At 31.0% G+C, this 22,564-nt stretch carries 17 protein-coding genes; 3 read left to right on the top strand and 14 right to left on the bottom strand.

Going from position 1 to position 22,564, the window contains the following annotated elements; translation table 11 throughout:
• Nucleotides 1-77: 77 nt before the first annotated feature.
• The 7 genes from ACW9UN_RS15245 to ACW9UN_RS15215 all read right to left on the bottom strand — a co-directional run bounded on the left by ACW9UN_RS15245 (nt 78) and on the right by ACW9UN_RS15215 (nt 11,604).
• Nucleotides 78-1,556 (bottom strand): PKD domain-containing protein, encoded by a 1,479-nt coding sequence (locus ACW9UN_RS15245; protein WP_459487217.1) that lies wholly within the window; start codon nt 1,554-1,556, stop codon nt 78-80.
• A 22-nt stretch (nt 1,557-1,578) separates the two neighbouring features.
• Nucleotides 1,579-2,763 carry a PKD domain-containing protein gene (locus ACW9UN_RS15240; protein ID WP_459487216.1) on the bottom strand — a complete coding sequence of 395 codons (1,185 nt, stop codon included), beginning with the start codon at nt 2,761-2,763 and terminating at the stop codon, nt 1,579-1,581.
• Nucleotides 2,764-2,775: 12 nt separating this feature from the next.
• Entirely contained in the window at nt 2,776-4,335 is a 1,560-nt protein-coding gene (locus tag ACW9UN_RS15235; RefSeq protein ID WP_459487215.1) for a RagB/SusD family nutrient uptake outer membrane protein, read from the bottom strand.
• 6 nt (nt 4,336-4,341) lie between these two features.
• The gene (locus tag ACW9UN_RS15230; RefSeq protein WP_459487214.1) at nt 4,342-7,572 is read right to left on the bottom strand and encodes a SusC/RagA family TonB-linked outer membrane protein; all 3,231 of its coding nucleotides are present in this window, start codon (nt 7,570-7,572) and stop codon (nt 4,342-4,344) included.
• 338 nt (nt 7,573-7,910) lie between these two features.
• Nucleotides 7,911-8,288, bottom strand: a complete 378-nt coding sequence (locus ACW9UN_RS15225) for a cupin domain-containing protein (protein WP_459487213.1) — start codon at nt 8,286-8,288, stop codon at nt 7,911-7,913.
• 16 nt (nt 8,289-8,304) lie between these two features.
• Nucleotides 8,305-10,563: an alginate lyase family protein gene (locus ACW9UN_RS15220; protein ID WP_459487211.1), complete on the bottom strand. Its 2,259-nt coding sequence runs from the start codon at nt 10,561-10,563 to the stop codon at nt 8,305-8,307.
• Between the two features lie 66 nt (nt 10,564-10,629).
• Nucleotides 10,630-11,604, bottom strand: a complete 975-nt coding sequence (locus ACW9UN_RS15215) for a T9SS type A sorting domain-containing protein (protein ID WP_459487210.1) — start codon at nt 11,602-11,604, stop codon at nt 10,630-10,632.
• A gap of 470 nt (nt 11,605-12,074) precedes the next feature.
• On the opposite strand from ACW9UN_RS15215, the gene ACW9UN_RS15210 reads away from it, so the two are divergent.
• Nucleotides 12,075-14,924 (top strand): M16 family metallopeptidase, encoded by a 2,850-nt coding sequence (locus tag ACW9UN_RS15210; protein ID WP_459487209.1) that lies wholly within the window; start codon nt 12,075-12,077, stop codon nt 14,922-14,924.
• Nucleotides 14,925-15,004: 80 nt separating this feature from the next.
• Nucleotides 15,005-15,457 (top strand): GNAT family N-acetyltransferase, encoded by a 453-nt coding sequence (locus tag ACW9UN_RS15205; protein WP_459487207.1) that lies wholly within the window; start codon nt 15,005-15,007, stop codon nt 15,455-15,457.
• An 86-nt stretch (nt 15,458-15,543) separates the two neighbouring features.
• Here the strand turns inward: ACW9UN_RS15205 and fabD are convergent, their stop codons facing one another.
• The 7 genes from fabD to rsgA all read right to left on the bottom strand — a co-directional run bounded on the left by fabD (nt 15,544) and on the right by rsgA (nt 21,431).
• Nucleotides 15,544-16,431 carry an ACP S-malonyltransferase gene (fabD, locus tag ACW9UN_RS15200; RefSeq protein WP_459487206.1) on the bottom strand — a complete coding sequence of 296 codons (888 nt, stop codon included), beginning with the start codon at nt 16,429-16,431 and terminating at the stop codon, nt 15,544-15,546.
• Between the two features lie 64 nt (nt 16,432-16,495).
• On the bottom strand, nt 16,496-17,197 hold the full coding sequence (locus ACW9UN_RS15195) for a crotonase/enoyl-CoA hydratase family protein (RefSeq protein ID WP_459487205.1): 702 nt from the start codon (nt 17,195-17,197) through the stop codon (nt 16,496-16,498).
• Between the two features lie 66 nt (nt 17,198-17,263).
• Complete coding sequence (crcB, locus tag ACW9UN_RS15190; RefSeq protein WP_459487204.1) at nt 17,264-17,635, bottom strand: fluoride efflux transporter CrcB; 372 nt, start codon at nt 17,633-17,635, stop codon at nt 17,264-17,266.
• Nucleotides 17,635-18,597 (bottom strand): BT_3928 family protein, encoded by a 963-nt coding sequence (locus tag ACW9UN_RS15185; RefSeq protein WP_459487203.1) that lies wholly within the window; start codon nt 18,595-18,597, stop codon nt 17,635-17,637. The genes crcB and ACW9UN_RS15185 overlap by 1 nt, the downstream gene beginning before the upstream one ends.
• Nucleotides 18,598-19,125: 528 nt before the next feature.
• Nucleotides 19,126-19,770 (bottom strand): YceI family protein, encoded by a 645-nt coding sequence (locus ACW9UN_RS15180; protein ID WP_459487202.1) that lies wholly within the window; start codon nt 19,768-19,770, stop codon nt 19,126-19,128.
• A gap of 112 nt (nt 19,771-19,882) precedes the next feature.
• Nucleotides 19,883-20,335, bottom strand: coding sequence for a D-aminoacyl-tRNA deacylase (gene dtd, locus ACW9UN_RS15175; protein ID WP_459487201.1), 453 nt, complete (start codon nt 20,333-20,335; stop codon nt 19,883-19,885).
• Nucleotides 20,336-20,468: 133 nt separating this feature from the next.
• Entirely contained in the window at nt 20,469-21,431 is a 963-nt protein-coding gene (rsgA, locus tag ACW9UN_RS15170; RefSeq protein WP_459487200.1) for a ribosome small subunit-dependent GTPase A, read from the bottom strand.
• Between the two features lie 317 nt (nt 21,432-21,748).
• Between rsgA and ACW9UN_RS15165 the strand changes: the two genes are divergently transcribed.
• Nucleotides 21,749-22,543, top strand: coding sequence for a hypothetical protein (locus ACW9UN_RS15165; protein ID WP_459487198.1), 795 nt, complete (start codon nt 21,749-21,751; stop codon nt 22,541-22,543).
• Nucleotides 22,544-22,564: the final 21 nt, after the last annotated feature.

The raw sequence follows: 22,564 nt of genomic DNA, 5'->3' as shown, positions 1-22,564 counted from the left end.
GGTTAAATAAATTATACAAAGATAAATATTTATTTAATAGAAACTTATGAATTATTATTTGGTTAAATGTTTGATTTTTAGAATCCTGGTGTTAAAATATCTATATTATCAATAAATACTTCATTACTACTATCTACTGCTTTTAATGACCTTACATAAATAACAGCTTTATTTGCTGATGCTTTAAAGGTAAATGATGTAGTAGTAAAGGTATCATTGGTAGATGAACTTTTACTTGAATTAAAATCGTTTGTAATATCATAATACGCATCTATATGATCCATAATACCTACTTCTGTTGTTATTTCTGTATTTAAAATAAATACTTCTGTGTTTATTCCTTCTGCTTCAGACCTTGTATCTATAGTAAATGTATATTCTACACCTGGTTCTACTGCCACAACTTGGTATAACCTTCTACAACTATTGCTTAGTTTTACTCCTCTTCCACCACCTGCGTTTGGTCCGAATTTATTACCATCACTTGTAGAACCTGGTTGTTCATTTGTACAATAGGTTGCATCTATATAAGCATTTAATTCTGAATTATACCATAGTGCTCTGTAAGGACTATCTACTTCTGTACCTGTGTTGTCTTTAATGGTTGGGTTTGGTGTCATATCCCAAGCGTCTGCATTATCTCCAGTAGAATTTGTCCAATCATTAGCTGTACCATTTAAAACAATTGCTTTAAAAGTGGCCTCAACACCACCAACTGGTACTGGTTTTGTAATAGTTCTTTCTACACCTGCATCATTCTCTGTGGTTAAAGTTACATCGTATGTACCTCTAACAGCGTAAGTGTGTACTGGGTTTAATTCAGTTGATGTATTTCCATCACCAAAATTCCACCTATGATTTTTAGACAATAATGATGCATCAGTAAATGTTACTGTTAACGATGATGTAGTAAACGTAAAATCTGGTACTGCAGATAATACTAAACCTTCTACTTTTTTTGTTAGCGTAAATTCTTTTCCTAAAAAATTAGTAGCTGTTAATGTAACATCAAAAGTTTCTGCTGATCTATAGGTATGCACTGGGCTGTAATCTGGGTCTGAAGTAGTATCTACAGCTGCCCACTCTAATGTATCTCCATCACCAAAATCCCAAACTAAGTTGCTAGCACCCGTTGTTGAATTTGAAAACGTTACCTGAGAATCTATTGCTGTAAAACTATAATCTATAAAAATTGGTGCAACATCTGTTGAAGCTGTTGCTGTTAAACCATCTGAACTTGTGGTAGTTAATGTTACTCTGTACAAACCACCTGTTGCATAAGTATAATTTGGGTTGGCTTCTGTTGATGTGTTACCATCTCCAAAATCCCACAAATATGATTCTGCATCTGTAGAATAGCTTCTAAAAATAAGCGTTAAACTATTATCTGAATCTGTGCTTGTGGTAAATAATGTACTTGGTTGAATGTCGTTTATGTTACCTGTGGGTGGCACAAACTCTTCATATCCATTGTCAATACAAGACACAAAACTGATAATTAATACTAGTGAAGCTAAAATGCTTGTTTTATATTTTTTAATTGATAAATTATTCATAATATTAAATTTTAGCATCAATTTATTGTTTAACTGTTATATCAAAGGCATCTAACCTACTCTCTACACCAGAACCTCTTAATAAGATAACTACAGATTCATTTTCGCCTGCTTCAAAAGTTATAGCATGTTTCTTAAAAACATTATCAACTCTGCCCACATTGTCATCGGTTCTTGAGGCAATAATATTAGCTTCTAATTGTGCTTCTGCCAAATCATTTAAACCTGATTTTATTATAGAAACTGTTAAGTCTCCATATGTTTCTTCTTCAAATGCACTAAAATACGTTAGCACATAGGTTGCCCCTGGTGTAACTTCAATTTCTTGATACCCAGTTCTAGATCCGTCTGCAGGAAATTTAGCTGCTTGTCTACCATCTGGTAAATTTGGTGCATCTATTGGATTGCTATCTGTATTTATTTGAAAAACAGAACCCCATCTTGAACTGCTAGGTGCTCTCCAAGAATCTCTACCATCACCTGAACCATCAAACAAACTATTGTCTTCGAAACTAGGTTCGCCAATTTCTGGAACGGGTATGGTTGGTACTGCTTGATTAATTGTAATTAATTTTTCTGTTCTTTCTGATTTTCCTAAATTGTCTGTAACTGTAAGTCCTACTGTATAAATTCCTGGATTTGGAAAAGAAAAGATTAACTCTTGATCTTGTAGGGTTGCAGCCGGTAACTCTGCTATTTGTGCTTCTAAGTTACTCACGTTTTGACGAGTTTCTTCTGAAACGCTATCATTTACTTCTTGTAACTGTGCTTTAAAATCGGCAAGTTGCGCTTCTAAAACTGCTTTTTTAGCTGGATCGCCTTCACAAGGAATTTTAAATTCTAGTTTTGCAATTTCATTTTCAATTGCTCTTACTGCTGCCAATTCTGCATCGATAGTTTGGTTTAAAACTGGCAAATCTTTGTTGATTAACGTTAACCCATCAGAAGGAGTAATGTCCCACTGATATTGTGTACCATTTACGGCTAAATTTGATCCTGCTTGAAAGTAAAAATCATAATTTGCAAAAATTTCTACATCGTTACAATCAAACTGTGATGAAGATACATCAGAAAAACTATAAAAAGGGGTTGGCCCTGTAAAGTCTTCTAAATCTCCAACTTCTGGTAAACTATCATCTACACAAGCGCTAAGCGATATAAATATCCCTAACACTATATATTTTAAATTGATTAAATATTTTTTCATAATTAGGCTATTTTAGTATCCGTCATTTTGGTCGTAAAAATTCGGTAGATTATCCATTTCTCTTTGTGGAAAAGGAAGGTATTTTTTTCCACTTGTATAATTTAAACTGTTGGCTGTAGAGAACTGACTTAAAACATTATCTGCCTCTCCAAAACGAATTAAATCATATAAACGTTGGTTTTCATAAACAAACTCTAACCTTCTTTCCGCTAATAAATCTTCTTTGGTAAGGTTAGCAACTTCTTCTAAACCTGCTCTTAATCTTACTTGGTTAAATGCATCTATAGCTCTTGGGTCTGTTGTAGAATCAGCTCCTCCTAAAATTGCTTCTGCATATAGTAATAATACATCTGCATATCTTAAAACTATCCAATCATTGTCTCCAATTTCTCCGTCTGTTGGAAATTTTGTATTAAACACATCTACTGTATTATCAGAAAGATACGCACCATACTCTAATGGGTTTAGTGTTGTGTAAAAACGTACAGGTTGTAACTCTGGAGTTAAAACTTGTAAGAGTTCATTGGTTGCAATATTAACTCCATTGGATGGACCTTGAAGGGTCATTGAAAAGCTGTGTGATTCCGAATCTGTTTCTACTTGATCATCTAAACCACTATCACTAGTTGCGTAATTATCACTGCTCACTAAATCATACTGAATAGAAAATATTATCTCATTATTAATTTCTAAGCCAGAACTATTTGTCCAACTTCCATCAGGTGTTCCATCAGTGTCTGATAACTGACCATTGAACTGGTTCCCAAAAACGTGACCAAAATCTAACACCAAGTTATAATTATGCTCTGCGTCTGTTTGTCCAACTCCTCTATCTGAATACATTAAACTGTAATTGTAAGCGGTATTATTTTCTACTACAGACGCCAGTAACAATTCTGCTTCTGTGTAGTTTGGATTAGGTTGACTTAAATATGCCTTTGCTGCTAAACAAATTGCTGCCCCTTTTGAAGGACGATATCTATTTTGTGTTGCCCCATCTAAATATGCAATAGATGTTTTAAAATCGTTTATGATTTTTTCATACACCTCTGCTTCTGGTAATTGCGGGTATTGTAGAGCTTCACCCTCTGTAACATCTAAAACTTTGTCTACAAAAGGCACATTTTGATAAGCTCTCACTAAATTAAAATGACATAAAGCTCTCATAAAATAAGCTTCACCAACAGTATATTGTTGACTTTCTGGCGCTAAAAAGCGATTATCTATAATTGTATTTGCATGCTTAATGGTGTGCATGTTATTCGAATAATACGTGGCTACATCACCATTATTAGGGTCTACATTATAAGAACTAATTAAAGGAAAATTTCCGTTTTCTGAATTCGCTCTAGAGTTGTCTGACCGTAATTCTGTTAAATAAAATTCATTTGCGGGAATTTTTTGATACGCATCTAAAACTCCGTTTGACAAGGCTATGAAACCATCGTCAGTTTGCAATAATTCTTCTAATGAAAGGGCAGTAGGATTGCTAAGATCTAATTCTGCCTCACAACTTATCAATAAAGTCATTAAAGAAAAACAAACGATACTGTTTTTTAATATATTTTTCATAATTAATTAAAATTGAAAGTTAATTCCTGCTGATACTGTTTTAACAACTGGACCATCTCCTCTTTGATAACCTGCTGTTAAAGGTGTATTTGCATTGTTTGAAGTTTGACCAGCTGCTTCTGGATTAAACCCTTCATATCCTTTAGCTGTAAAGAATAGCAAGTTTTCTCCTGTTAGATAAAAACGTAAACTATTACACTTTAATTTTGATGTTATAGCTTCTGGAAAAGTGTATCCTAAGGTTACATTTCTTAATGCAACAAAAGAAGCATCTTGAATATGATCATCTGTAAACCTTCTATGTACTGTTAAATCTCTATCAGGAAAGTTTGAAACTTCGTTTACAGCAGATTCACTTGCATAATACAGTTGATCTAAATCTGCTACTCTTACCTCAGCCCCATGAGAACCTTGGAATTGTAAGGAAACATCAAAATCATAAATAGTAAAATCTGAGTTAAAGCCCCATTGAAAATCTGGATATGGGTTACCTAATTCTGTTCTATCATCGCCATCAATAATTCCATCACCATTTAAATCTTTTACATATACATCAGCAAAATCATTATTAAATCTATTGAAAGGATTGTCTACCCATTCTAAAGGAATTTCTCTATCATATACCCAACCGTAAAAAGATGTAATTGGCTGTCCTACTCTAGCAATAAATTCGGTTGGTCTAGTATCTTGATCTATTCTAGAAATAATTTGCTCATTATTTCCAAGACTCTTCACTTCGTTTCTATTGAAAGAAAATTGTCCTGAGGCACTCCATCTAAAGTTTTCTTTTGATATTAATCTAGAGCTTAACTCGATTTCCATACCGTAATTTTGTACTTCACCTAGGTTTTGTAACCAATTGTCTGTACCATATGTTGCTGCAACTGGAGCAAAAAGTAATAAATCTTCACTAGTTCTTGTATAATAATCTATTGATAAATTTACTAAACCTCTACCAAAAGTAGCATCTATACCAGGGTTGAATTCTATTAATTTTTCCCAACCTAATGCTTGATTTGCTAAGGTTATCCCTTTAACACCTGTAGTATTGTTGTAACTTATGGTACTAAATGATTCCTCGAATCTGTATAAAGATTCAAAAACATTATTTGATATTTGATTAGATCCAGAAACCCCATAACTTGCTCTTAATTTTAAGAAAGAAATAAACTCGTTATCTTCTAAAAATTTTTCGCTAGACATTACCCAACCTGCAGTTACAGAAGGAAAGTAACCTGTTCTTGAATTAGACCCAAATCTTGTACTTGCATCACTACGAATAACTGCCTGTAAAATATATTTTTCATCATAATTATAATCTAGCCTACCAAAATAAGAAACCAATTTATCCATACCATTATCTGTGTATGTTGTTCCTCCGTCAGCTAAGGCAATATTATCATTAAAATCATTGGTGTAACCAACCGCTTCAGATTCTTGTCTGTAAAAATTTCTTTCTGTGTACTCAAAACCTAAAACCGAATTGAAATTATGCTTCCCAAACTCTCTCTTATATTTTAAGGTAGATTCGAATGCGTACTGATTTAACTCATCTCTTCTTTCTAAACGATATGCTTCTTGATCTCTATTTTCTTGACCGTATAAAAAATCTGCTTCTGTTGATTTATTGTGTCTAAAAACACCCGAAATTACTTGTCTAAAATTCAGCCCTTTTGCTAATTTAAAATCTATGTAAGACGATGCGTTTAGTGCTAATTTCTTTTTTAATCGTTCTCTTTCTAAAAAGTGCACTAAAGGATGCACATTTTTGGTTGTTGACAAAGTTAAACCACCAGAAGTTAGTGGACTAACTACTGGCAACCCTGTATTAGGATCTCTTAAAATAGAGGTTGGATTTGCTGGATCTACAGTAAATACGTGATCGAAAGCTCTTGAAAAACCATAGCTACCTACCCCTAAATTTTCGAATAATTTACCAGCATCTGTTGAAGTTCCAACAGCTGTAGAAAACTGAGTTACATAATCTAAATGATCTTCATTTAAATATAAAGGCACATGCCCCATTTGTCTTAAAGGATCTGTAAATCTTGATGGTAATCTTTCTTGATCGTTATAATTTACACGAAGATTAACACCATATTTAATTTTTTTGTTTTTCGATTTGCTATCAATTTTTACACGAGCATTATACTTTGTAAAATTATCTTTTAAAGCAATACCTTGGTCTTCTAGAAAACCTATAGAAGCAGAATAGCTTGTTGATTCTGTACCACCTCTTGCAGCAAATGAGTGACTTTGAATAAAACCACCTTCAAAAATTTCGTCTTGCCAATTTTTCTCTCCACCACCTAAAGAAGCTATAAATTCCATTGCTTCTAGCTCTGCATAAGCAGTATTATAATCTCCTGTAATTCTGTCGTAGTTGATACTAGTTGGCGATATTGCATCTACAGTACTTTTAAGACCATTTAATCTAGATCTTTCATCTGCTATAGACGTATTAAAATTGTCATTATTATCAGCATACTTAAACCCTGTAAATGAGTTGTACGAAAATACAGTTTTACCAACAACACCTTTCTTTAAATTTATTAAAATAACACCATTTGCACCCCTAGAACCATAAATAGCTACAGAAGAAGCATCTTTTAAAACACTTAAAGACTCTATATTATTATTATCTATCGTAGCTAAAATATCTGCATCTGTACCCAACACAATACCATCTACCACAATTAATGGTGATGATGAACCTGTTACAGAACCAGGACCTCTTAAAGTTATTTTTGGATCCCCACCTGCTTCTGAAGCTACAGTTTGAATTCTTAAACCTGCAACCCTACCTCTTAAGGCATCTTCAACCCTTGCTACAGATTGTTTTTGAAGATCTTCTCCAGTAACTTTTGTTAAAGCACTTGTTACTGTTTTTTTCTTTTGATCTCCATACCCAACAATTACAATTTCATCTAAAACGCTAGTATCGCCTTCTAGAGCAACATTTAATGTTTTCTGTCCGTTAAAAGTAATCACTTTAGTCTTAAAGCCTAAATATGAAAACTGAATGATTTCTCCTTTTTTTACTTTTAAAATGTAGTTACCATCAAAATCTGAACTTGTACCTCTTGTAGTACCTACAACCATAACACTCGCGCCCAAAATAGGTTCTCCATCCGCTTGCGAGGTTACAGTTCCTTTTAAAACTACCTGTTCTTGCGCCTGCACTGCAGAACACAAAAAAAGCAATAAAAAGAATACTGATTTAATTTTTAAATTCATAGTTAACTGATTTAAATAAGCCTGTTTGTTGTAAAACAGACTTTAGATTTTATCAAAATAATTAATTTGATTTTAGGAAATAAAAATTACCTTTTCTTATTGTTTACTGTTAAAAAATTGGTTTACCAAATTGGTTTACCAAATATATAGCTATTTTTTTTCATAGAAAAGCATTTTGTTAATTATTTCTTAAAGCAGTGCTTTACCTATAGTTTAAACAAAAAAAAGGCCCCGCTTTTTAAAATTTTAAGCTTAAGAACACCTAAAATTTTAAGAAACTTAGGCTTTTGTTTACCTTATAAGATTACAAAATAAATTGTAATTTATATTGTGATGTATTACGACTCTTTATCGCCAAAATAAGATACACCATCACCACTTAAAAAATCTTCTCTAACTGGGCTAAAAGTGTCTATTAACTCTCCTTCTTCTAAACAAACTGCACTGTGCAATAAATTTGGCTCTATATAAACACCATCTCCTGCTTCTACTATTTGTTTAACACCATCAATTTCAAATTCAAATTTACCAGAAACACAAAATGTTGCTTGTGTATGAAAATGTTGATGTGGAGACCCCAAAGCACCTTCTTCAAATTTTACTCTAACCATCATAATTTGATTATCATACCCTAAGAACTTTCTTGATACTCCTCCACCAAGTTTTTCCCATTCCATATCTTTTGTAATGATATACTTTTCGCTAAATCGTTTCATATTTTTAAATTTACCTTTATTTATAATAATAAGAACCTTTCCAACTATAGCTCTTACTGTTTATCTTTAATGAATGTTGTTTACTTTGACTACTATCTAAATTAGATAGTATAATTGTTTTTTCTTTTCCTTCTTTAAAGTGTATTCTTAACGCTGTGTAATTGGCATTATCCTGTATTACTTCAATTTTAGAAAAGTTACTATATGCATTAACTGCTACTTCTTTAACAGGATCATAAGTTCCATGAGATTCGATAATAGAAGCATAAACTGTATTTTTTGTATTCTTTTTTCTGATGATAATTGATGGATCTTTTCGTAGGTTAAATTCAGGATCATTAGCGCCCACTCTAGCTAAAATTAGTTCATCATTTTTATTAGTTGCTGATGTTATGGTATAAAATCTTCTGTTATCTAACCAGGTAAATTGAATGCTTTCTGCGTTTGCTTTTCCACTACCCTCATTCCAAACATGCTGATAACCATATTTATCACCTAAGGTTTTTAATTTATTTGGAATCTTATAATCGAAACTAGTCGAAATAATTTGTCCAAAATAATGGAAAGGTAAATCGTATTGGTTTTTTTTGTTAGCTTGTACTTTATGAATATCTACAATAAATGGTTTTTTTAGGTCTTCATCTTTTACCATAATCATAGTTCTGTGCATTTCTGTACCTGGATATGCATTCTTTTCTTTAGCACTAACTATTTGAAAATTTGCATCAGAAACATCAAAAACATATTTTTCTGGATGATTTTTACTCCCAAGATCATATTTATATTCAAAATGTGAAATTTCATTTTGTATTATTGTATTATGAGCAATGGTTTGTTTGGCGTAAGTTTTATTTTCTTTTAAATACCCACCACCATTTTTTTGCTCTACATTTACAAATCGAGACAATCCATAATCTTGCAAAACTTCATCGCCATTTTCATATAACGAAAAAGACAATTTGTCATAATGCCCATGGCTTAAACCCTGTGCTGCATATTTATACACCAAGGCCATAGTTTCATCATCATTATTATATCTTAAGATTCCAATACCACCTTCATCACCTTTTGATCCGTCAGATAATTCCATAGATTCCTTTACAAAAGGTTTTTCTTTACCTTCCTTTAAAGCTAATGCTACTTTTAAGCCTGTTGCATCTAATTGCACAGTACCTTGTTTTTTTGCTACTGACAGCAACCTAGGGTCTTGATTACCATAATAATAGGCAATATCTACAGCAGAAACTAATGATGATGTGTAGTAAGACATCCCTTTTTGACCATCATTTAATGGAAAAAACTCACCATCTGCATCAGTTAAATTTAACAAAGCATCAACCGCTTTTATTAAAACACCATCTTTATATTCAAATATTTTTAAATCTGGTTTTTTGTTTTGGAGCGCTTCTGCAAAAATTAAAAAAGGATACATTGCATAACGTTGATAATATGGACCTTCTGTATAAAATCCGTCAGGAGAAAAAGGAGAATCGATATTTGCTAAAAAACCAGCTTTACCTTCTTTATCAAATATAAATCCACCATCATTATCTTTTGCAGATAAATCTACATCATCTTTATTTAACCCATATAAAGCCCTGTTAATTAATTCATCATCACCCATAACCAAACCAATCATACCTACAGCAACATTGCCCCAGGTAGAATGGTTATGGACTCTATTGAAATATTGGGGAGTTTCTATGGATAAAAAATCAGCATAGGGCCTAAATAATGTTTTATTTAAATAATTGGTTTGTTCTTTGGGCAACCAATCATAAATACAATCGTAAGCCTGACTTGTAAAAACCAACCAATTAGAATCGTTTAAACATTGCCAAAAAAGCTTACCTCTGGCATAACTTCTAATTTGTGGATGCCTAGGTAAAGTAGGAAACATTTTTGCATAGGCTAATAACATATCTCTTATATAAATAGCGTATTTCTCATCACCCAACAACTGAAATAAAACTCCCGCTTTTTGCATATTTGCGTAATTGAGTTTGTGTTGCGTATGCGTGTAACCACCTGCCATGTCTTTTGGAATTGGCACATCTATTCCTTTTTGGATAGCTGCATCTACTGTAGCTTTTGTTGCTGATAAGGTTTGATCAAAAACAGGAATTGTACCTAATTTTGATTTAATTTCTGAAACACTTTTGGTTGTTAAAATTAAATTTGGATGTTGATTTCCATCATTAATTACAACCTCTTTTTCTTGAGTACAAGAAATTGAAATGAGTAAAATATATAAAAGTGTTTGAAATTGTTTCATTTTAAAATTTTAAAAAATAAGAACTCGTTAAAATATGAGCTCTTATGTTAATTCAAGAATACTACTTTATTTTATAATTAGTTTTTTTGAAGCAACTAAATTTCCACTAACTAATTTCATCATATATATACCAGATGAAAGGTTAGATACTTCTAGTACATTATTATTTAAAGTATCAGTACTCATTACTTTTTTACCTAATAAATTATAAATATCAACTTTACTAATTTCTAATTCTGATGATATATTAACAAATTGACTTGCTGGATTTGGATATATAGCTGTTTTTGAAGTAAAGACATCATCTACAGAAGCAGTTTGTTTTTTAATTAAACTAATATTATCATAAAAAACCTCAGTACTTTTATTTATCGCTGCCATAGCTCTTACATAAACAACTACTGTTGTGGTGCTAGCTGTAAACTCTAAAGTGTTTGTTGTAAATGTATTATCAGTTTCGCTTCCTTTACTTGAATTATAGTCATTAGTAACCTCTAAATACGCATCTACTCTAGGGTCAGATATTCCGTTTTCTAAACCAACTTCAGTGGTAATTTCTTCATTTAACATAAAAATTTCAGACGGAACATTTTTAGCTTCAGACCTTGAATCTATTGAAAAAACATAGGTTTGCCCCACCTCAACCGTAATTTTTTGATATAAACGTCTTGTAGAAGCCGTAATTGTAGGACTATCATCTCCATCATCATATAATTTAAACCCTCTTGTTTTAACTCCATTTACGTAAGCTCCATCACTTGTAGAGCCTGGTTGTTCATCAGGATTATTGCCTCCTGCATAAGTATCTTTAATGTAAGTTTCTAATGCAGTGTTGTTCCATCCATTAGGATTGTTATCTTCATCATATCTATATGGGCTAACCACATCTCCATCTAATTTACTATTTGGTGTCATATCAAATGCATCTGCATTATCACTTGAACTTCCATGATTTTCACCAGATCCATTAACAACTAAGTTAGTTTGACCAAAAAGTGTAGCGCTTGTAATTAGCGCTATAAAAAGTAATGTTTTTTTCATAAGGTAGTTTTAATAATTATTGTTTAAGTTAATTTATTTTAAAATTGGTTTACCAAATTGGTTTACCAAAAATACAAATAATATTGAATTATCAAAATTTATTTAACATAAATGTTATTTCACTAATTAATAGTGAATTAAATAAGATAAAAATGTTGATATGAAATTATCTTATCTTAAAAAGAGTTTTTAAAACAACGATTATTCTGAAATACTAATTTTATTAGCAACTATCTTATTTCCATCATTTATGCTTTTAGAAAAAAAGGGCATTTGTATTAACTAAAGTATTATTAGAAATATTGATATTTACCATTTTAATATTTAATTTTATATGTTTTTGATAACTTGAAAAACCGTACTTACATCACCTTCAAGCGAGTTTAAGTTTTTAGGCTGTATTTTAACATCAAACAACGTATTATTTTTTAGTGATTTAGTACTTTTATAGAAATTTAAACCAAACCTTTATGAAAAAAATAGCAATGGTATCTGTTTTCTTTGCCATCCTAATATCTTGTAATACAAGCAAAGAACAAACAAGTGCTCAGAATCCAAAAGAATTAAAAATTAACTACAAAAAAATTGAACTCGATAATGGTTTAGATGTGGTTTTTCATGTGGATAAATCTGATCCTGTTGTTGCAGTAGAATTAATGGTACATGTGGGTTCTGCCAGAGAAATTGAAGGCAGAACTGGCTTTGCTCACTTATTTGAGCATTTATTATTCTTAGAATCCGAAAATTTAGGCAAAGGCGGATTGGACAAAATGAGTGCAAGAATTGGTGGTTCTGGCGCAAATGGTTCTACTTCTAGAGACAGAACCAATTACCTACAAACGGTACCAAAAGATGGTTTAGAAAAAATGATTTGGGCAGAAGCCGATAAATTAGGTTGGTTTATAAACACAGTTACAGATCCTGTTTTGGCCAAAGAAAAACAAGTTGTTAAAAACGAAAAAAGACAGGGTGTAGATAATAGACCTTATGGGCATAATCAATATGTAATTGGTAAAAATTTATATCCAAAAGATCATCCTTACAACTGGCAAGTCATAGGTTCTTTAGAAGATTTACAAAATGCAACTTTAGACGATGTAAAAACATTTTTTAAAAAATGGTATGTACCAAACAATGCAACTTTAGTGTTATCTGGCGATATAGATATTGAGCAAGCTACAAAATGGGTACATAAATATTTTGATGAAATTCCGAGAGGAACAGAAGAAATTCCTTCAATTGAAAAAAGACCAGGAAAAGTAGCAAAAATAAAGTCTTTGTATTACGAAGATAATTTTGCAAGAGTACCGCAATTAACCATGGCTTGGCCAAGTGTAGAACAGTTTCATGCAGATTCTTATGCTTTAGAAGTTTTAACTCAGTATTTATCTGATGGAAAATCTGCACCATTAAATCAGGTTTTGGTTGATGATTTAAAACTAACATCAAATACCACAATGTATAATTATGCTTCTGAATTGGCAGGAGAAACTCATTTGATAATTAGAGCTTTTAACAATGTAAAACTAGATGATGTAAAAGCAGGAATTGAAAAAGCCTTTGCAAAATTTGAGGCAGAAGGAATTTCTGAAAAAGATTTAAGCAGAATAAAAGCAGGACAAGAAACTCGTTTTTACTCAAGTTTATCTAGTGTTTTAGGTAAAGGAACTCGTTTAGCATCTTACAACACTTATACAGGAAATCCGGGATTTGTAACCGAAGATATTAAAAACACATTGGCAGTTACCACAGAAGATGTAATGAGAGTTTACAACCAATATATTAAAAACAAAAATTATGTAGCTACAAGTTTTGTGCCTAAAAACTCAGCTAAACTTGCTTTAGAAGGAGCTGTTTTGGCTGATGTTGTTGAAGAGCAAATTGTAATTGGTGCAGAAGAAAAATTCGACCCAAAAATTGCTGCAACTTATGAGAAAACACCTTCTACTTTTGATAGAAGTATTGAGCCTCCTTATGGAGAAACTCCGTCTTTGGCTGTGCCAGAAGTTTATGAAAGCAGTTTAGACAATGGTTTAAAAGTATTTGGAATTGAAAATGACGAAGTACCCTTGGTTCGTTTTAATATTACTATTGATGGTGGCCAATTATTAGAATCTATGGATAAATTAGGTGTGGCAAACTTAACTGCTGATTTATTAAACAAAGGTACAAAGCAAAAAACTGTAAAAGAATTAGAAGAAGCAATTCAAGAATTAGGTGCTTCTATTTATGTGTATTCTGATGTTGAAAACATCACTTTAACAGGAACAACTTTAGCTAAAAACTATGATAAAACCTTAGCTTTGGCAGAAGAAATTTTATTAGAACCAAGGTTTGATGAAAAAGAATTCGATCTATTAAAGAAAGCTACCATAGCAAGATTACGTCAGCAAGAAGCGAGCCCAAATTCTGTGGCAAGAAACGCTTATAATGAGTTGATTTACGGAAAAAACAACATCCGTTCTAAAAATATTTTAGGCAGTTTGGCATCCGTAGAACAAATTACAATAGAAGATTTAAAGGCTTATTACAACAATTATATTTCTCCATCAGTAGCAAAAATGTTGGTTGTAGGCGACATCACCAAAGAAAAAGTAGTAGCTTCTTTAACAACATTAAACACCAATTGGAAAGCCAAAGAAGTTGTAATACCTGAATACAAAACACCAGAAGCACCAACCAAACCAACCGTTTATTTTTACGATATCCCAAATGCAAAGCAATCTGTTTTACAATTTGGAGCTCCAGCATTAGCTGCAACAGATAAAGATTTTTACGCAGCTTCTGTTATGAATTATATTCTTGGTGGTGGTGGTTTTGCATCTCGTTTAACGCAAGAATTACGTGAAGGAAAAGGATATACTTACGGAATTCGTTCTGGTTTTTCTGGTACAAAAGCCAAAGGTGATTTTACAATTTCTAGTGGCGTAAGAAGTAATGTAACTTTAGAATCTGCACAATTGGTTAAGAAAATTTTAGAAGAATATCCGACCACTTTTTCTCATAAAGATTTAGAAACCACAAAAAGTTTTCTAATAAAAAGTAACGCAAGAGCTTTTGAAACTTCTAGAGCAAAATTAAATATGCTATCTAATATTAGTGATTATGGTTGGAGTGCAGATTATGTAAAAGACAGAGAAAACACTGTTAACAGCATTACAAAAGAACAAATTAGTGCTTTGGCAAATAAATATGTAAATCCTAATAAAATGATTTGGTTGGTTGTTGGTGATGCAGAAACTCAATTAGAAAGAATGAAAGAATTGGGTTATGGAGAACCTGTTTTATTAAACAAAAGGCAACAAAAAATAAAGAACTAAAATTTTAACAATACCGATTTTAAAAAGTCCTAATTTTAAGTAAAAAATTAGGACTTTTACTATTAACAAAGAACCTAAGAATGAACTATAGAAAAGCAACAGAAAAAGACCTTACTGCCATTGTAAAAATGATGGCTGATGATGTTTTAGGTAAAAAAAGAGAAAATTTTAATACTCCATTACCCAACTCATATATGAACGCATTTAAAAATATAGAAGCAGATAAAAACCAAGAATTGATTGTTTTAGAAAATAAAAAATTAGAAATTATTGGTACGTTGCAAATATCTTACCTACAATACATTTCTTATTGTGGTGGTATAAGAGCCCAAATAGAAAATGTATTTATTAGAGCAGATCAAAGAGGACTTGGTATTGGAAAAAAAATGTTTGAATGGGCTATAAACAGAGCAAAAGAAAAAAATGCTCATATGGTGCAATTAACTTCTAACAAAGAAAGACCAAGAGCTATAAAATTTTATGAAAATTTAGGTTTTAAAGCTACGCACGAAGGCATGAAACTCCATTTTTAAATGTATTTTAAAGCCAACATAAAATATATAAAGCAAAAAAAAACGAACTTAAAAAAGTTCGTTTTTTTTATATCAATTATTACAATTTATTCTGCTAAACTTGCGCCAGATGCAGCCACAGATCTATCAATTTTACGCATTAAACCTTGTAAAACTTTACCAGGCCCAACTTCAATAAATTCTGTACCACCATCAGCAATCATTGCTTGCACACATTGTGTCCATTTTACAGGAGCAGTTAATTGTGCTATCAAATTTTCTTTAATTTCTGTAGGATTTGTAACCGCTTTTGCAACCACATTTTGATACACTGCACAAGTTGGTTCGCTAAATTGAGTTGCTTCTATTGCTGCCGCTAATTCTTCTCTTGCTGGCTCCATCATTGGTGAGTGAAATGCACCTCCAACAGGTAACAACAATGCTCTTCTTGCTCCTTTTTCTGTTAACAATTCACAGGCTTTTTTAACAGCTTCAATTTCTCCAGAAATTACCAATTGCCCAGGGCAATTGTAATTTGCTGCTACCACTACTCCATCAATTTCTGCACAAGTATCTTCTACAACCTCATCTGCCAAACCCAAAACTGCTGCCATTGTACTTGGTGCAATTTCACACGCTTTTTGCATTGCCAAAGCACGTTTAGAAACTAATTTTAATCCGTCTTCGAAAGACAAAACTCCGTTTGCAACTAAAGCTGATAATTCTCCTAAAGAATGTCCAGCAACCATTTCTGGTTGAAAAGAATCACCCAAAACTTTTGCTAAAATTACAGAATGTAAAAATATTGCAGGTTGTGTAACTTTGGTTTCTTTTAACTGTTCAGCTGTACCTTCGAACATAATATCAGTAATAGAAAACCCTAAAATATCGTTTGCTTTTTCAAAATATTCTTGTGCTAAAGGTGATTTTTCGTATAAATCTAATCCCATTCCTGTGAATTGAGCTCCTTGACCTGGAAAAATATATGCTTTCATTTATTATTTGTTTAATTTTTTAACTGTGTAATCGCTTGCGAAAATAATCAATTTATAAATTAGATTAGGCATCTATAGAAATACTTCCTTTTGCATCTAACTCAATTGCATTTGTTAACGCTTCTAAATGGGGTTTTCTAACTTTTAACTTCGTAGTTGCGTGTGCTTTTTTGTTTAATTTAGAAAACATATTTGCTACCTTAATTGCAGTTGGCAACAATGCTTCTTCTGGAACAATTACATCTAAAAATCCTGCTTTTACAGCATCCTTTGGATTAAATATTTCTGAATTATTTACGGCTCTATTTAGATATACTTCTGACAAACGTGATTTTGCAATGGCAATACCTGCATTGTGCATTGTCATACCAATCATAACTTCGTTTAAACCGATTTTAAAATCGCCTTCAACTCCAATTCTATAATCTGCAGATAATAATAAAAAAGCACCTTTAGCAATTGCATGCCCATTACAAGCTACAATAATTGGTTTTGGAAAAGACAACATTTTTAATGATAATTGCGAACCTTTTGTAACCAACTCTAATGCAGATTCAGGTGATTTTGTCATCACTTTTAAATCAAATCCTCCAGAAAAAATTCCTTGTGTCCCTGTAAGAATTACAATTTTATCTTCTTGTTCTGCTTTGTCTAAACTTGTATTTAAACCTTCAATAACTTCGTGAGAAATGGCATTTGCTTTTCCATTATTAATGGTAATTATTGCGTAATTTTCTTTTGGTTCATAAGATACGAATTCGTTCATTTATTAGGATTTTAATTGTTCACGATACAAATTTATTCATTCTTGATAAATCCACACGACTGACATTTATATAAATTTCACCAAATACATTCCTGTAAAAACAGCCAAAAAGCCAACCACAAAACTTGCAATTGTGTAAAAGGCAAAAGAAGTAAAATCTCCTGATTTTAGAAAGATATGGTTTTCATACGCAAAAGTAGAAAAAGTGGTAAAACCACCACAAAAACCAGTGGCTAATAATAATGTATGATTTTGGTTAAGCACATCACTTTTTGCAGCATAACCTAAAATAAACCCAATTAAAAAACTTCCTAAAATATTGGCTGCAAATGTGCCATATGGAATTCCGTTTTCTGAATTATTGAGCCATTTACCAATTAAAAAGCGTAAAACACTACCAAAACCACCACCAATAAAAACGAATAATAAACTTTTCATTATAGTTCTATATCATCAATATCTGTCCAGTTTTTCTTTTCGGTAACTGTTCCATTTTTTAAAATCAATATACCAGGATTTGCTCTTATCATTGTTTTTAGAGTGGTTTCATCACAGAATAAGATTTCAAAAGGAAGTTGAAACTTGTTTTTTGTAAGTTGAATGATGTCCGAAAATGATGCAGAAACTCCATATATTTTATAACCTTTTGCAATAGCGTTATCTGCTAATTTTTTAATTTCAGGAAAAGCCTCGTATTCCGATTTTTCTAAACTAGACATAATCACCAAAATGACTTTATCCATTTTTAAAATTTGAGGCGCTAGGTCGTTCTGTGCATCCTCTAAAAAGAAATCGTGCACAGGTGGTATTTCTCCATCGTCTTTATACTCCATTCCTTCAGGTATATTTTTGCCAATTGCATAGGGTCTAAAGTCGATAATTGGCAAATGTGCTAGCGAGTAATACGTTATGCCACAAGAAATTACTAAAGATAAAAATACAAGTAAACCATTGTTATTTTTTGAAAAAATAGGCTTAACCCTTTTGATGTTGAACCCAATGAAAAATATTAAAACCGTTAGCAATACATCTTTATAAAACGTTTCCCAAGGTTGTAGTTTGATGGCATCACCAAAACAACCACAGTCTGTAACTTTATTATAATAAGCAGAATACCAAGTTAAAAACAGAAATATTAGAATAATAATTTTTAAACTATTAACGGTTAATTTTGGTTTCCAGCCCACTAACAAAGCAACTCCTAAAACAATTTCTGCTATGATGAGAATAATAGAAAATATTAAAGCAAACGGAATTAAAAACTCTAAATTTAAAACGCCTTCAGAAAAATATTCTTCGAATTTGTATTGAGAACCAATTGGATCTACCAATTTTACAGCACCTGAAAAAATAAATAAGGCACCTACTATGATTCTTGCTATATGTACTAGTATTTTCATAATTGATAGTTTAAAACTGTAAAATCTTTAAGATTAATCGTAAACTTAAATAAGTATTACAAAGATTGCAAAATTTCTTGTTTTATAAGGTTATTTAACGCTTAAATAAATGTAATTTATTGAATTAAACACTTTTTTAGGTTACATAAATTCATCAAGTTTAACAAAATTGATGTTACAAAAATTCAATTTTAAGTATTTTTTTATTCTGATAGTAGTTTATTTATGATGATGATAAAGTTTACAGTTTTTAAAAATAATTTTTACGTTTAATTTCTTTATGATAAATAGCACTATTGATATGAAAAGCTGTGTTGCATATTTTGTTGATAAACAATTAAGTTCGATAATAGCTATAAAAATTAAAAAAGAAAACCCAAAACAAAAAGTTTTGGGTTAATAATTAAGAAAAAATTTCTTTATTTGTTTGCGTGTGAACCATCGCAATTTCCATTAGGATCTGATGTTAATCCACATCCACAAGGTCTTGATGCTTTTTTTAGTGTCATAGTATAAGTACTTATTAGATTACGCTTTAGTTTTTACTACAAAAGATAACTCCATATTATCATCGATAAATTTATCTTTTAAATTATCGAAAAATGATTTAGAACCATATTTTACATTAAAATCTGCTCTATTTACCATAAATTTTTCGCTTTCAAAAGTAGTTACGCCACCTTCTGTAGAAACTGTTGCAGGAATTGTAATACTTTTTGTAACATCTTTTAAGGTTAAATTACCAGTTACATGAATATTATCTCCTTTATCTTCTACACTTGTAATTACAAATTTAGATGTTGGATATGTAGCTACGTCAAAAAAATCTGCACTTGTTAAATGTCCAACCAATTTACCATTACCTTCATTATCTGCAGGAATATCTAATACTTTTATAGAACTCATATCAATTACAAATTCACCACCAGTTACTTTACCATCTTCTACTAATAAATCACCATCTTTAATCATTACTGATCCATTATGAGAACCTGTGGGCTTAGTTCCTTTCCAGTTTAAAACTGATGCTGCTGTATCTACATTATTTAAATCTGAAATTTTTGCCTCTACTTTAACCTCTTCTTTAGTTTCTACAGCTTTTTCTTTTTTCTCTCCCTTACATGCAATTACTATTGATGCAAGCACTACTAATGATAAAACTAATTTTTTCATGTTTTTTAATTTGAATTGTTTTCGAATTTATTTTCCATGGCAAATATATGTAATTTATTTTCCGTGGAAAGTATTTTTACTGTTTTTTAATACAAAATTAACAAAGCAAAGATCATTCTTTGTTTTTAGAGTCAATGATTATAGTTACAGGACCATCGTTTAACAACTCAACTTTCATGTCTGCACCAAACTCGCCTGTTTGAACTTTTGTGGTAATTTCTTTTTGCAGTGATGTTACAAAATCTTTATACAAAGGTATAGCAACCTGTGGTTTTGCAGCTTTTATATAACTAGGTCTGTTTCCTTTTTTGGTTGATGCTTGCAAGGTAAACTGACTTACCACAATAATTTCTCCAGAGATGTCTTTTAAAGATAAATTCATCACGTGATTGTCATCATTAAAAATACGAAGGTTTGTAATTTTACGAATCAACCAATTAATATCTTCTTGGGTATCTTCATTTACAATACCTAAAAGCACCAACAACCCATTTTTGATGTTGGCTACTTTTTTATCTGAAATGGTAACACTTGCTTTTGATACTCTTTGTAAAACTACTTTCATTCCCCTAAATCCCCAAAGGGGACTTTTACTTTTAGATTCTTTAAGACTTTATTTTATAAACTTACAAATGTTTTTTAAAGAAAACTATTTACAAGTCTTATTTATTTGGATAGATATATAAAACACAAATGGACTAATCCTCTTCTTCGTTCCAAATATCGGTTCTATAATGTTCTGTTTCTTCTTCGCCTTCTAAAATTTGAAGATAGCTTCTATATCTAGACCACGAAATTTCTTCGTCTTCTAAAGCTGCTTTTACAGCACATTGTGGTTCTTTTAAATGCAAACAATCATTGAATTTACAGTATTGTTTTAATTCAAAAAACTCTGGAAAATAATCGCCTAATTCGTATTTATCCATATCAACCACTCCAAAACCTTTAATACCTGGAGTGTCAATAATTCTAGCATTAAAGCTTAAATCGAACATTTCTGCAAAGGTTGTAGTGTGTTGTCCTTGTTGATGTTGATAAGAAATTTCTTTTGTTTTTAAATTTAAATTTGGCTCAATTGCATTTACTAAAGTTGTTTTACCTACACCTGAATGACCAACAAACATAGAGGTTTTACCAGTCATTAATTCTTTAACCTTATCTACATTTTTATTTTGTGTAGCTGAAACTTCTATACATGTATAGCCAATTGCTTCATAAATATCTTTTAGGTATAAAATTTCTGCTCTTTCTTCTATTTCGTAAGCATCTATCTTGTTAAAAATTAAAATAGTATGTATTCTGTAAGCTCTAGTTGTTACTAAAAAACGATCTATAAACGCTGTTAATGTTGGTGGATTATTAATGGTAATCATTAAAAAAACCAAATCTAAATTTGCAGCTATAATGTGTGTTTGCTTAGAAAGATTTACAGATTTACGTACAATAAAATTATCTCTGTCTAAGATTTTTTTGATGACACCCGTTTTTTCGTCTCCTTTTTGTTCGAGATCAAAAACTACTTTGTCGCCAACAGCAATAGGATTGGTACTTTTAATCCCTTTTATTCTGAATTTCCCTTTTATTCTACATTGATAAAAAACTCCTTCTTCAGATTTTACTTGATACCAACTTCCTGTGGATTTGTATACGATTCCTGTCATTAATACAAAGATGCAGAATTAAAATTAATTTAAGAGAAATTATTTAAATTACAACTTAAATATTCATTATGATAAAAATATAGCGATTATAGTTAAAACTAAAAGGTTTGATTTTAAGTAAACTTAATTTTAGGTGATTGCTATGATAATTTAGCATTGAACCTGAAAACCTAATTTTAGTACATAGGTTTTAAGAAGCTCAAACATCAAACACCTGAATATAATCACTTTACATTTAATTTTAACATTTTTTTTAACAACTTTGTTTTTTAAAAAAAACTTAAAAAAATTAGTTTTGAAAAAAAAAATTCACAATTATGAAAAATTTATTTACAACAATCTTACTATTTTTAACATTAACAACTTTTTCACAAGACCTGGTAACAAATGAATCTATTGTACAAATGATACAATTAGGGTTTGATGATAACACAATTATTGATAAAATTAATTCTTCTAATGTAAAGTTTGATGCATCTATAGAAGCTTTAACTAAATTGAAGGAAGCTGGTGTTTCTGTAGATTTATTGTCTCTAATTATGCAGAAATCTAAACATAATACAAAAAGTAAAACAGGAATCTATTATTTAAAAAATGATGGAGAAAATAAACGAATACAACCTTCTGTATTTTCCGGAACAAACTCAAATGCTGCAGCACAAAAGCTAATTGGATCATTTATGAATGCCAAAAAGAAAGCACAATTACCTAAATCTAAATCTAACAATGTAATGCAATCTGGTCAGCAGGAATTTGTCTTTATTTTTAATATTGCTGATGTAGATAATATGCAAACAAATCAAGGTAATCAAGAGGGTATTCTAAATTGGTGGTTTAGAACTGCCACTTCTCCTAATGAATTTGTTCTTGTTAAATTTAAAGTTAAGAACAGAAAAAATTTAAGAGAACTTGTTATAGGAAAATCAAATGCATATTCAAGTTCTAATGGTATAGATCCTAAAAACGCAATACCTTTTACAATAGATGAAATGGAAAGTAATAAATTTAAAGTAACTACTAACTTAGAGCCTGGTGAATATTGTTTTATTTATCAAGGACGTGTACCAGAAGGTAGAACAAATCAATCTGTATTTGATTTCTCCATTCAATAAAATATTCTACAATAAAAAAAA

It is taken from the genome of Polaribacter litoreus (genome assembly GCF_054584775.1).
This window is presented reverse-complemented; position numbering and strand designations above follow the sequence as displayed.